The organism is Lyngbya sp. CCY1209, assembly GCF_035615495.1.
Taxonomy (GTDB): domain Bacteria; phylum Cyanobacteriota; class Cyanobacteriia; order Cyanobacteriales; family Microcoleaceae; genus Limnospira.
Genome location: NZ_JAJENU010000333.1, coordinates 1 through 11,902, shown reverse-complemented (window position 1 = coordinate 11,902; position 11,902 = coordinate 1). Strand labels below are relative to the sequence as shown.

9 protein-coding genes and 2 tRNA genes are annotated in these 11,902 nt (G+C 56.2%); 6 read left to right on the top strand and 5 right to left on the bottom strand.

The genetic code is table 11. The features are described from left to right. Positions 1–253 precede the first annotated feature (253 nt). From LKE08_RS09540 to ftsY, 3 genes are all read right to left on the bottom strand, one after another. Positions 254–472, bottom strand: coding sequence for a hypothetical protein (locus LKE08_RS09540; protein ID WP_324703986.1), 219 nt, complete (start codon positions 470–472; stop codon positions 254–256). Continuing rightward, positions 462–1,937 carry a PP2C family protein-serine/threonine phosphatase gene (locus LKE08_RS09535; RefSeq protein ID WP_324703985.1) on the bottom strand — a complete coding sequence of 492 codons (1,476 nt, stop codon included), beginning with the start codon at positions 1,935–1,937 and terminating at the stop codon, positions 462–464. The genes LKE08_RS09540 and LKE08_RS09535 overlap by 11 nt, the downstream gene beginning before the upstream one ends. Positions 1,938–2,197: 260 nt before the next feature. Next, entirely contained in the window at positions 2,198–3,877 is a 1,680-nt protein-coding gene (gene ftsY / locus LKE08_RS09530) for a signal recognition particle-docking protein FtsY (protein ID WP_324703984.1), read from the bottom strand. A 723-nt stretch (positions 3,878–4,600) separates the two neighbouring features. Here ftsY and LKE08_RS09525 point away from each other — a divergent pair. The 3 genes from LKE08_RS09525 to LKE08_RS09515 all read left to right on the top strand — a co-directional run bounded on the left by LKE08_RS09525 (position 4,601) and on the right by LKE08_RS09515 (position 7,558). Continuing rightward, positions 4,601–6,085: a CopG family transcriptional regulator gene (locus LKE08_RS09525; protein WP_324703983.1), complete on the top strand. Its 1,485-nt coding sequence runs from the start codon at positions 4,601–4,603 to the stop codon at positions 6,083–6,085. A gap of 625 nt (positions 6,086–6,710) precedes the next feature. Beyond that, the gene (gene radC / locus LKE08_RS09520; RefSeq protein WP_324703987.1) at positions 6,711–7,442 is read left to right on the top strand and encodes a DNA repair protein RadC; all 732 of its coding nucleotides are present in this window, start codon (positions 6,711–6,713) and stop codon (positions 7,440–7,442) included. Between the two features lie 44 nt (positions 7,443–7,486). Further along, positions 7,487–7,558: transfer RNA gene (locus tag LKE08_RS09515), tRNA-Val, on the top strand. Positions 7,559–7,730: 172 nt separating this feature from the next. Here the strand turns inward: LKE08_RS09515 and LKE08_RS09510 are convergent. Continuing rightward, positions 7,731–7,804 (bottom strand) — tRNA-Arg (locus LKE08_RS09510). 297 nt (positions 7,805–8,101) lie between these two features. Between LKE08_RS09510 and LKE08_RS09505 the strand changes: the two genes are divergently transcribed. The 3 genes from LKE08_RS09505 (at position 8,102) to LKE08_RS09495 (ending at position 11,013) form a co-directional block, all read left to right on the top strand. Further along, positions 8,102–8,773 carry an Npun_F0813 family protein gene (locus LKE08_RS09505; protein ID WP_324703982.1) on the top strand — a complete coding sequence of 224 codons (672 nt, stop codon included), beginning with the start codon at positions 8,102–8,104 and terminating at the stop codon, positions 8,771–8,773. Between the two features lie 139 nt (positions 8,774–8,912). After that, positions 8,913–9,920 carry a hypothetical protein gene (locus LKE08_RS09500; RefSeq protein WP_324703981.1) on the top strand — a complete coding sequence of 336 codons (1,008 nt, stop codon included), beginning with the start codon at positions 8,913–8,915 and terminating at the stop codon, positions 9,918–9,920. A 196-nt stretch (positions 9,921–10,116) separates the two neighbouring features. Next, complete coding sequence (locus LKE08_RS09495) at positions 10,117–11,013, top strand: helix-turn-helix domain-containing protein (RefSeq protein WP_324703980.1); 897 nt, start codon at positions 10,117–10,119, stop codon at positions 11,011–11,013. A gap of 71 nt (positions 11,014–11,084) precedes the next feature. On the opposite strand, the gene LKE08_RS09490 is transcribed toward LKE08_RS09495, so the two are convergent. Next, positions 11,085–11,345, bottom strand: a complete 261-nt coding sequence (locus LKE08_RS09490; protein WP_324703979.1) for a MoaD/ThiS family protein — start codon at positions 11,343–11,345, stop codon at positions 11,085–11,087. Positions 11,346–11,902: the final 557 nt, after the last annotated feature.

Here is an 11,902-nt window from a genome sequence, read left to right as displayed (position 1 = left end):
GACTCAAGTCGCCGTTCGTTTTTCCTCCCTGCTCTAAAGAGACAGAGCTTCCAAACGTATCGGAGATTTTACGTGACTGGGGTCTAGAATGACCATTATCTGCGGCCAGATCAACAGCCCAATTGACTCCTACCAGTAGGATAATGAGAGAAACCGGATTTTGGGTTCTATTCACCGATGTGAGGCGATCGCCCCTCTCGTGCGCGATCGCGAAACGCCCCTGTGGCGACATCGCGACCCGCCATCACGAACTCTAGGGCAACAGACTTTTCGCCCACCAGCCCGCCCCTAAACCGATCAGAAACGCCCACAGTTGGCCGGTTTCGAGCAGGTGATTCCAAGTATTTTTGACATTCGTCCACAGGTCAATGGTCACTTGTTGGGCGAAGACCCATTCCGTGAGATGGTAAAAATGAAAATGAGGCGTGCCGCCCCAAGTTTCTGCCAACATCGACAGGATATCAAGTGACATGATCTTCCTCCTCACTCAAAGATGGCTGCACCTGTAGCACAACCAATGTCATGTCATCAATATTACTGTTACCCGGCCCGATAAATTGCTGTACTTCCTCAAATAAATATTCCAGGATGGTGCGGGGGTCGTCGCAGTGCTGGCAGGCCCACTGGAACGCCACTTTCAGGTTGTCTTCGTCGAAGCGATCGCCCCGCTGGTTGGCCGCGTCCGTAAAGCCGTCCGTGTAGTAAATCAGCGTATCCCCCGGTTGCAGTTGTATTTGGGCTTCGTAGTAGCGGGTGTCGGCATCCAAACCGATCAGCATCCCCAAGGTGTCCAAACGGCGGATGGTGCGGGTTTGGGCCTGCCACAGCAGGGGGGGGTGGTGGGCGGCGTTGCTGTAGGAGAGAATTCGCGTCGCCGGGTCGTACTCGGAATAAAATAGCGTCACGAACCGATTCGAGTTTTCCAAATCGGCGTACATGACCCGGTTGAGGTGTTGGAGAATTTGCGCCGGGGAGTGGCGGTTGAGGACCTCCGCCCGCAGCATTCCCCGGGTCATCGTCATGATCAACCCGGCCGGGACCCCCTTGCCCATCACGTCCCCGATCACGATGCTCCAATGTTCGTCCGCTTTGCGGGCCTCCGCCGTTGGCCCGTCGCCGTTTTGGGTGCGGAGTTGGTCGAAATTGGAGGGGATGAAGTCGTAGTAGTCGCCGCCGACCCGGTTCGCCGTCTGGCAGCGGGCCGCCAGTTCCATGCCGGGAATTTTCGGGCATTTGCGGGGGAGGAGTCGCAGTTGAATTTCGGCGCCGATTTCCAATTCCCGGTCCAGCCGCTCCTTGTCCCGTAGGGAAACCGCCAGTTCGTCGTTGGCGATCGCGACGGCGGTTTGGTCAGCCACCAGGCGGATCAACTTCTGGCGGGTGGGGGTCCAGATGTAGTTGGGGTCGTGGCTGAACACATATAGCCGGCCGCGCTCGAGGTTGTTGACCAAAATGGGCGTGCCGAAAATTTGCACGTCCGTCCCCAAATAATGACTCACCTGATAGTCCAGATTCGCCGTGTAGCGCTCGGCCAAACTCTGAGACACCCTCCCCATCCCATCGACCGGCATCGCGATCGCCTGCCGGGTCGCCGTTTCCAGGGCGCTGCGGATGTCCTGGCACTGGCGTCCGTCCTGGCAGTGCAGGCGTTGAAACCGCACCTGGCCGTTGGGTTTGAACAGCACCAGCGCCCCCCCGTCCGCGTCCGTCACCCGACTGGCGACGAGGGGGGTCAACTCCAAAAACTGGTTGAGGTTGTTGAAGCTACGCAGGGCGAAACTGAGGGAACTGAGCAACTCGTTGACGTTTTGCTGTTCCCGATGCAGTCGAGCCACCAGTTCTTTCAGGGTGGAGACGGGCGTAATGTCCGAACTCGACGAACCGGGAAGGTCGTCGCCGGGTTGATCCGAGTGTCGTGGCAGTGGCACAGCAGTCATTTTTAGGATGGATTCTCTGAAGGTTAGATCGGAACTGAACGGGTCGGCGAAGATTAGTTCTCAATTTTAGATCGCCGGCTATGAATCGAGGAGTGAGGAGTGAGAAGTTGGGAGTCCGGAATTTCTCACTTCTCGCCGATCTTTTCTCACTTCTCGGGTGATGACATTGCGAAGCTGGCTCGCCCTCGCTTCTCGGAAGCCGACGAACAGCTTTGACGGCGAATTCAACTCAATTCAGACTCTGCACCGCGACGCCAGCGTCAACCACTCAACAGCGCTTCGATAAACTCGTAGCTTGAAAAGGGGCGTAGATCCTCAATGCTTTCCCCAACACCAATAAAACGAATCGGCAGGCCGAGCTGCTGCACGACAGCCAGAGCAACACCACCTTTAGCAGTTCCGTCCAATTTTGTCAAGACCACGCCACTGAGTTGGGCGACTTCCGCAAACACTTGGGCTTGGCGCAATCCATTTTGGCCGAGGGTGGCATCGAGCACCAATAGAGACTCTACAACGGCATCCGAGGCTTTTTTGTCTATCACGCGACGGATTTTGTTGAGTTCCTCCATGAGATTCTTTTTATTTTGCAGCCGTCCGGCGGTGTCGATGATCAGCAATTCTGTGTCCCGCGATCGCGCCGCGGCCACCGCGTCGAACACCACCGCCGCCGGGTCGGTATTTTTGCCCGGATTGGCGATCACCTCCACGCCGGAGCGATCGCCCCACACTTTCACCTGTTCCACCGCCGCCGCCCGGAACGTGTCCCCCGCCGCGATCAAAGTCCGGTAGTCCGACTTCCGGGCGATGTGGGCGATCTTGCCGATGGTGGTGGTTTTTCCCGCCCCATTCACCCCCGTGATCAGCCAAATGTTGAGCTGGTCTTTCTCCGGGGCGAAGCTGGGGCTGTGGCCGTTTTGGTAGGGTTTCTCCAGCAAGTCCCGCAACACCTGTTTCAAGTAGGCGATCGCATCCTCCGGCGGCAGGGCTTCCTCCCGCAGCTTGTCCTGCAGGGCCTCGATAATCACCTCCGTCGCCTCCACTCCCACATCCGCCTGCAACAGCAGCGCCTCGATTTCCTCCACCGCTTCCTGATTCAGCGGTCCGGCGCCGACGATCGCTTTCAATTGATTCAGCAGGTTCCGGCGCGTCCGCCCCAACCCCTTCCACAATTTTTGCAGCCAGGTGATCTCCTCGACCGCCACCTCGTCGGGGCGGCGGCCCTGGTTCGCCAGCACCCCCGCCGACCACATGAACATCTCGTCAAATTCCACTGCGGCCGCCGCCGATGCCGCCGCCGGCTCCGGCTCCGGCTCCGGTTCCTCGATCGCCGTTTCCTTCAGGCGATCAATCCGGGCCTGCCGTTCCGCGAGCCCCCTGGCCCAAATCGGCGCGGACTCATCGACGGTTTCCGCCGCCGCCGGCGTCTGTTCGACTTCCGGTTGGGTTTCTTCGACTTCCGGCGCCGTTTCTACAATTTCCGGTTGGATTTCTTCGACTTCCGGCGCCGTTTCTACAATTTCCGGTTGGGTTTCTTCGACTTCCGGCGCCGTTTCTGCAACCTCGGCGACCGTTTCCGGTTGCACCGCATCGGCGGTTGGCCGCGCCATTTCTTCCGCCTCCGCCGCGGAGGCGACCGTTTCCGGCTCGATCTCCTCCGTTGGAGTCGTCACTTCGGCTTCCGATGCTTCCGGCGCCGCCTCCGTTTCCGCCTCGGCTTCCGTCTCGGGAGCTGTTTCCTTTACCTGTTGCTGCTGAATATTTTGATAGGCAGCCTTCGCCCACTGCAAGTAATCCTCCTTGGGAGCCGGGGCTGGGGGGGACTCTTCCGCTGCTGCAGGCGGTGTCTCCGCCGGAGGTTGGGCGGATGTCGGTTCGGGTTCTGTTTTCTGGGATTCGTCCGGGCGATCGCTGAACTGGCGGCGGAACCAATTAAAAACCATTGCACTCTTTACTCGACTCGATGGGATGTGAGAGGTGTCTCTATTTAAGTTAATCGAAATCCGTCCCGGATCGAAGCGATCGCGCGATCGCTGCCCCGACCCGAAATCAATTTCCCGACCTTCCCCGAGAGATCATCCACCAAGTTATCTCAAATTTTGTCGCCTTGGTGAGGTTCTGGCGCTCCTCCGAGGGTCGGTCCGTCGTTCGTGAGGGGTCCGGTGCCGGCTCCCCAAAAACCCCAGAATCCCCCTCCCTTTGGGGCGGGGAGTGTCACAAAAGTTGAGACATCGAACCCGTGCGATCGCAAAGATGAATTGCGGCCCGGGTTTCTGGTAAGATGTGAAAAGCCGGCGGGCTAGTTTCCGCCTGACATGGCAACAGTGGTGATTCTCCCCCGACAAAATGTTCGACCGAACGGAAATTTCAGTTCGCAGGACGACTGTATTTGTGAAGGAGAAAATCAAGTCAATCCGACCTGACTGCACCAGCCGCTCTCGGGCTGTCAGCGGATCTGAGTCAAAATGCGAAATCGGGGAATTTGGACGCGATTGACGGCCCGGAGATGGCCGAGCCCGATTGCCCCGACGCGACACTTCTCTGGCGATCGCAACCGGGTCAGAGCGGCGGGAGTGTCAAACTGCTGAATTTGTAGAATGGCTGAGGATGGCGTAATGTCAAGAAAGAAAAGACGGGGTGTTTCCACCTTGTATTCGGAGAGTAAAGTGAAAGTTGGGGTTTCCCTGACGCCGACGGGGGCGAAGTTGCTGACGACGACGGCGAAAGAGCTGGGACTGTCGCGATCGGAGTTTGTCGAACGGATCGCCCGAGGCGATTTTAAGATCTCCGGCGACGGTCACGCCACGACCATCACCCTCGCCACCGACGCCACCCCTGCCGATGCGGAGTCGGACGAGAGCCCACCCGCACCCCAAGTCCCGGACGCACCATCATCCTCGGAGGCGCGATCGGTCGCCGAAGGGGAGCTACAGCAGCGTTATCAAGCCCTCGAAGAACAAGCCAAACAGCAGGCGGAGACCATCCGAGATCTCGAACAACAAATCGCCCAGTTCGCCGACCTCGAAACCGGGCAGAAAAATAGCGTTGACGCGGAGGCCCACCGGCGGCTTCAGGAAGAACTCGAGCAACAGCAAAATGCGCTGGCCGACCTGGAAAAACAACTCGAAGACCGTCAGAAAAATAGCGTTGATGCCGATGCCCACCGGCGGCTTCAGGAAGAACTCAAGCAACAGCAAAATGCGGTGGCTGAACTGGAAAAACAACTCGAAGACCGGCAGAAAAATAGCGTTGATGCCGATGCCCACCGGCGGCTTCAGGAAGAATTAAAACAACAGCAAGCCGCGATCGCCGACCTGGAAAAACAACTGAAGCGCATCAAAGAGCTGGAAGATCAACTGGAAAAAACCGTCCCGGCTAAAACCTATAAAAGCTTAGAAAAAGAAAGCAAGAAGGATAAAGAAACCCTCCAAAACCTCCAAAATCAACTCGCCCGCCTGGAAGAATTGGAAGCCCAATTGCGCGATACCGTTTCGCTGGAAACCCATCGGGCGCTACAGGAAGAATTGGAACGGCACAAAGCGACGGTAGCCGAGCTCGAAGGGCAACTCAAGGCGAGTGTCGCCCTCGATGCCCATCGGGAATTGGAAAAGCAGTTGGAGTGGCACAAAGCGACGGTGGCGCAATTGCAAGCCCAGTTGGTGGCGAGCGTTTCTGCCGATACCCACCGCCAGTTGGAGCAGAAATTGGAACGGCAAAAAACGACCGTCGCCCAGTTACAAAGTCAGTGCGAAGAGGGAGAAGCCCAAATCGCGGAACTTCAGGAAAAAATCAAACAGCTTTCGGATTTGGAAGTCAGATTGGCTCACAGCGTCCCGGCCTATGAATATACCGCCCTACAGGAACAGTCGGAACAGGAGCGACAGATCCTCGCCGGCGTCCGAAAACAGTTGCTGGACTTGGCCGCGGCCGAAGACGGACTCGGAAGCGATTCTCCCATCGATCCGAAGCAATTGGGAACGGCGGACAGTCTTTTCGACTGCTGCGAGGGGGTGAAGCGGAAGTTGAACGCTCAAGTGAGTGCCATTGCCGCATTACAAAATCGAGTTCGAGAATTGCAGGGGTTGGCAATGGTAGCCGAGTCCCATTTAAACAAGTGGAGTCAGCGCACCTTTTCCAATAATTATCGCTGAGAGTTGCGAATGGTGGGGGCGAGTGGACGGCGATCGCGCTCGAATGTCTCCCAGGTATCGCGATCGTGTATCGACCAATTCGGCGGAAGCGGACGAACCCTGACTGAATGCATTGGCTCTTTGCACTTCCCCCCACCCCACACCCGGCGCCCATCGCCATGTCCTGCCACAAACTAAAAAGCCCGGTTTCTCTACCGAAACCGGGCTTTTTAGTTCCCTCACAACAAACACAGCTATTGCATCGTCGATTGTTCGGGTTTTTCAGCATAAACATAGTCAATACTGAATGTGCCTTTCGATTCTCAATCGAACAGAATTTTGGGAAAAAATCATCAAGAGCTTGTCAAGTTTTTGCCCCATTTTTTAAAAGTCAAATTGCGCGTAAAAAAGGGAACATTGTCACCCAAAAAATGACCGTGAAATTACTGAGAGATAGTCCGCCAATCGAGGCATCGGAGCGATCGCGTGACGACCCAATCCGTAATTTTACGGAGACCATTCGCTCGATGGATTTCTCCGGGTTGACGACGCCTTCGGCGGGAATCCAAAATCGGGCAAATTGGAGCGTTGCCAACGGCTGTCCTCGGGTTATATTGGATCAAAACTCCACGTCAAAGGCGATCGCATGACCTACAGCCTCAGAATTGCCGATCTTCCCAGTGCCGAGCGACCTCGCGAGCGATTGATCGCCCTCGGTTCCCAAAATCTTTCGACGGCAGAACTGATTGCCATTTTGCTCGGGACGGGTCAGGGAAAAGGAAAACTCTCGGCTGTCGGTCTGGGACAATACATCTTGAATCAACTCGGCCAGTCCCAAGCGGACCCCCTGTCGGTTCTCCGCAATATCAGCGTCCGGGAACTCACGCAAATTCACGGCATCGGGCCAGCCAAAGCGACCACCATCCTGGCGGCGATCGAATTGGGAAAGCGGGTATTTCAGTCCAAACCGCCGGAATTGGCGGCGATCGAAAGTCCCCAAGCCGCCGCCGACGCCCTCAGCCACGATTTGATGTGGCAGACCCAAGAGCGATTTGCGATCCTGCTGATGGACGTTAAAAATCGGTTGCTCGGAACCCAAGTGCTCACCATCGGGACGGCCACAGAAACCCTGGCCCATCCCCGGGATATTTTCCGAGAAGTGCTCAAACAGAACGCCACCCGCCTGATTATCGCCCACAACCACCCGTCGGGAAATGTGGAGCCAAGCCCGGAGGATATCGAGTTGACCCGCCAACTCCTGCAAGGCGCCCAATTTTTATCCCTGCCGATCTTAGATCACCTGATTTTGGGGAACGGCACCTTCGAGAGTTTGCGCCAGACCACCACCTTGTGGGACGAATACCCCCAGGGTACCTAAATGACTTGCCAACCGCTGCGGTTTGTGTTACTTTAAATAGTTACGGGCGATTAGCACAGGGGTAGCGCGCTTCCTTCACACGGAAGAGGTCATTGGTTCAAATCCAATATCGCCCATTTCCCCCGTCAGCAGGGTTCCAGCCATTCTGGGGTGGAGACCCGGTAACAGTGTACTCAGTGTATGTACCTTGAGTATACCAGGTAGCGGCAACCTAGGTTATTTTGTCCCCCCGGGATTATCCCCCAGGTAGACAGCCAGAAGTCTTGTAGAATAAGGGTTTAGTATCAACGGGTGTGGTAGGACTCGAACCTACGACTGACGGCTTAGAAGGCCGCTACTCTATCCAACTGAGTTACACACCCAATGCGATCGCGTGTCATGTCAGTCCCACGGCGAGCGCATCTATTATAGTACCCAAGACGACTCCGATAGTGCAAGCGGGAAAAATGTCTCCGGGGGGACGGCGATCGCGGGTCAGGCCCAACCGGGAAAACGCCCCCAATCCCCGAGTCTTCCGGCGTTCGGAAATGCCGTCCGGGCCTCGTCGGCGCGATCAGTGGCAGGAGGCTCAAACCGGGCAATGGGCTCAAGAGTCGGTGCATAGTGTTATGTTTATTCTGAAAGACCTGCAACGCTCTCAAGAGTAGGTGCATAGTGTTATGTTTATTCTGAAACGGCAGGATGTTGAGATCACGACGGTCCAGCATCCCAATCGGGAGCAGCAGATTCCCATCCTCAATTATCAAGGGCAAACATTCCGCCTGATGAAGGTCTTCAACGTCAACCAAAACCCTGAAGCCCTGGCCTATTGGCGGGACTTGACCGATAATCGGGGTAAGGCCTGCGTGCTGCTGGAGGAACCCGAGCGGTACAGTGTTTGGGGCAAAGTTCGCCTCGAACAACTCGCCCGCGAAGGGGGTGGCGGTGGCGATGCCAAAATACCGGCTCTGGTTCAAGCTTCTCTTCTGATCCTGCAAGCCGTGTACTTTGATGTCGAGGATCTGTTGGGAGCCCGGCAAGCCGGTGCATTTGAAAAGGATCTGGTCAAGGTCTTTCAAGATTCCCAATTCCCCTCGTCCGACAGTTTGGATGCCGTCAAGACATTGTTGACGAAAGATCCCCTCGACAGCCTGCAAATTCCGCCTTGGAAGGAAGATCACCTGAAAACTCTTCTCGAAGAACTCTACCGCCTCGGCAAGGGATATTTTGGCAACACCAGCTTTGCCGAAGGGTTAGAGGAGGTTTTAGAAGATCTGCCCGACGAAGATCGGGAGTTCTTTATCAGTTGGCTCGGCCAATCTCCGGTGGGAAAATTGTGGGCGATAGGTTAAGTAATGTTAGAATGTTGACCTTTTGGGACGCAAATATGGGACGCTGGAATTCGGACGGACGTTCGAGCCGGCACAGTCTTGAGAAGTGGGGGCATTCGACTCGGGTCTTCTGATGTAGATTTCTTGTTATTTTATTGCTATGAGCAGCACTTCACGCGAAAAATCATCGTTTCTATCATCTGTCCTATCCGCTCAAAACCTGGTCATCGTCGGTATCGGCTGGGCGGTGATGGCGCTGTTGTTCTTCCTGCTGTTCAGCATCACCCCGTCGGGGGATCTGCCCCTGTGGTACTCCATCGGCACTTATATTTTTGAACTCGGCGCCTTTTTATTCGCGGCCCTGGTGTGCTACCGCAACTGGCAGAGTCCCCAAATGGTGAGCGGACGCAACGTCTGGCTCGGCATCGGCCTGGGGACCTTCTTCTATTTTCTGGGGGGGGTGCTCTTCGGACTCTGGGAGTTGGTCTGGGCGCTCGACCCGGCCGTATCCTTTGCGGACGTGTTTTACATTCTCAGCTATATTATGTTGGGCTGGGGGATGATCACCGCCGTGACCTCCAAACGCCTGAACCTGGAAATTTGGCAGTGGGCGACCTTGGCGGGGGTGGCGATCGCGGGCATTTCCCTGGCGACCTGGGTGGCCGACCCGACCTTGTTCGGACTGTTGGGGCCTTCGGAAGTGCCCCCGGCCCTAGAACAGGTAGTCGCCGACCCAGCGACGGCGGCATCCGCACTCCAGACGGGTGAGGCGGCCGCAGAGGAAGAGGCGGAGGAAACCACCGCCCCCGACTGGGTGGTTCAGATCGACGCTCAACTCGAACCCCTTGCGTTCTGGGTCAATCTGTTTTACATCTATGGTGACGTGGTGTTGCTGATTTTGGCAACGGCCCTGATTCTCGCCTTCTGGGGCGGACGGTTTTCCCAGTCGTGGCGGATGATCGCCTTCGCGATTTTCTCGCTCTACATCGCGGACACCTATTTCAAGTGGGCTGATTCTCGCGCCCAGAGCGACTACGAAAGTGGCGGCTTGCTGGAAGTCTTTTTCGTGTTCACGGGTATTTTGTTCGCGATCGGTGCCATTCTAGAATATGACATCTCCACCCGTTCCCGTCAGAGCAGACGTGGCAGACGCACCGCCAGAGGTTAGAGCCGCAGCCCGGGGGCGATTCCCACGAGGGGAGTCGAAAGTTGACTCCCCGGAGATCTCGGCGTCGGCATTGGAGGCAGTGAAAAAGTGAGGAGAATTGTGTGTGAACGGGGGGCGATCGCCGACTCTGACCCATCCGAGATCTCTGAAGCGATCGAGTCCAATACCGGTGAATCTCAAACCGAAATCAAATCGAATGACATCCTCAAAACTTTCTGAGTCAGAAAAACAGGAAATCGTCAGGCTTTATCAAGATGTGCCGGAGGAAACGACGATCACCTTGGCCGAACGGTTCGGGGTGAGCAGTTCCACGGTGAGGCGCATCCTGCAAAGTGCTGTCCCCAAAGATATTTACGACGTTCTGACCCACCAAAAACAACGGCTGCACCGAACCCTCAAAAAATCGGGGCAAAAGGAGAGTCCGAATCTGTTCTCCGCGACGACTCCGAAGCCGGCCGCGGCTGCCGAAATGTCAGATGACGAGGCGTCGGAATCGGATGCGGCGGGGGTAAAGCGACGGCGGCGGCGGTCGTCGGCGACCGATTCCGACGCCGTTGAAGACGGGGAGCAGTTGAACCTCCTCGAATCCCCGCCCCAAGCTTCCGTCGGGCGGAACAGTTTTGCAGACCGCAACGGCGAGATCGACGGCGAGGTCGCCGAGGAGTTCTTTCCCCCAGAGGACTTTGGGGATTTTGACGACCATGAGGACTACGGCGAAGGCTCGGCGGACGAAGGAGACGAGGAGGATTTGTTCGATCGCCCCCTGTCCCGCGACTCCGGCAGCCTCGTCAAAATTTTGCCGCTCACCGAGGCGTCCCTGCCGAAAATCTGTTACCTGGTCATCGACCGCGCCTCGGAGTTGATCGTCAAACCCCTGAAAGCCTTCGGCGAGTTGGGACACATCCCCTCGGACGAAATTCAGGAAAAAACGTTGCCCGTGTTTGAAAATCACCGCGTCGCCAGCCGCTTTTCGGCGCGAAACCAGCGGGTGTTCAAGGTTCCCGACGGCCGGTTGCTGCAAAAGACGGCACCCTACTTGCAGGCCAAGGGCATTACCCGCCTGCTGATTGACGGCCAGGTTTATCGGTTCTGAGGGAGTGGGGAATAGGGAATAGGGAATAGGGAATAGGGGTACAGAGACTTCCTCTACTCCCCACTTCCCAATTAACCCCCGCTGACGGGGGGAATCAAAACGACTTCATCGCCATCTTCGAGGGGGGTTTCCGGTTCGGCGAACTCCAAGTTGATGCCGAACCGGGTCAAGGGACGCCAGGATTCGAGGTGGGGATGGTCGGAAATGGCGCGCGCGAGGAGATGGGAAACGGGGGTTTTGCGGGGGAGTTCCAGTTTCAGTTCCGGAGTCCCGTAGGCTTCTTGAAAGGCGGCGTACAATTTGACGGTGACGGTGATGGAGGGGTCGGACATGGCTGATTTGAATGGGACGACCGATAACAAGTTTGAAAATAGTGTACTGCGTTCTCCCGGGGATGAGGAACCCGTCCGACGAAAAAAGGGGCGTCGGGGTCATCTGCCAAGCAGACCGATCCGGCGAGTGGTGGCGTGGGGAAAGGGCGATCGCATCTCGTCACTTTCCGAGACCATTCGTTCTCGACGTTATCAAACCCGGATGATATAGTTGAGTTGAATATTTAGGGCGATCGTCGCCATTTCCTCCGTGGGAGCCATTTCCAAGTTATTAGCAGTCGTCAACCGGTCGGGACATCTTTGTGTCGGCGAGAAATCCGCCCTATCTCGCTCGACCGTCCGACCGCAAAATTGGATTTGTTGTTTTCCAGTTCTTTGATGGGAGATTGGGTCGGTTCTCGCGGGTTTACCTAATATTGGTGTTCAAATGATGAAACCATCGATTGAAAAGCGAACGGCGACTTCAGTCGCCAGTAAAATAAGTTGTCATTTTCTATTCTTTAATGTTAGAATTATCATGGAGGTGATAAGGATGTATGGATGTCAGCAAGAATTAA

What these genes read in the sequence shown, in the direction of transcription:
- LKE08_RS09540 (WP_324703986.1), bottom strand. Translation starts at nt 472, where the DNA reads ATGTCACTTGATATCCTGTCGATGTTGGCAGAAACTTGGGGCGGCACG.
- LKE08_RS09535 (WP_324703985.1), bottom strand. Translation starts at nt 1,937, where the DNA reads ATGACTGCTGTGCCACTGCCACGACACTCGGATCAACCCGGCGACGAC.
- ftsY (WP_324703984.1), bottom strand. Translation starts at nt 3,877, where the DNA reads ATGGTTTTTAATTGGTTCCGCCGCCAGTTCAGCGATCGCCCGGACGAA.
- radC (WP_324703987.1), top strand. Translation starts at nt 6,711, where the DNA reads ATGACCTACAGCCTCAGAATTGCCGATCTTCCCAGTGCCGAGCGACCT.
- LKE08_RS09505 (WP_324703982.1), top strand. Translation starts at nt 8,102, where the DNA reads ATGTTTATTCTGAAACGGCAGGATGTTGAGATCACGACGGTCCAGCAT.
- LKE08_RS09500 (WP_324703981.1), top strand. Translation starts at nt 8,913, where the DNA reads ATGAGCAGCACTTCACGCGAAAAATCATCGTTTCTATCATCTGTCCTA.
- LKE08_RS09495 (WP_324703980.1), top strand. Translation starts at nt 10,117, where the DNA reads ATGACATCCTCAAAACTTTCTGAGTCAGAAAAACAGGAAATCGTCAGG.
- LKE08_RS09490 (WP_324703979.1), bottom strand. Translation starts at nt 11,345, where the DNA reads ATGTCCGACCCCTCCATCACCGTCACCGTCAAATTGTACGCCGCCTTT.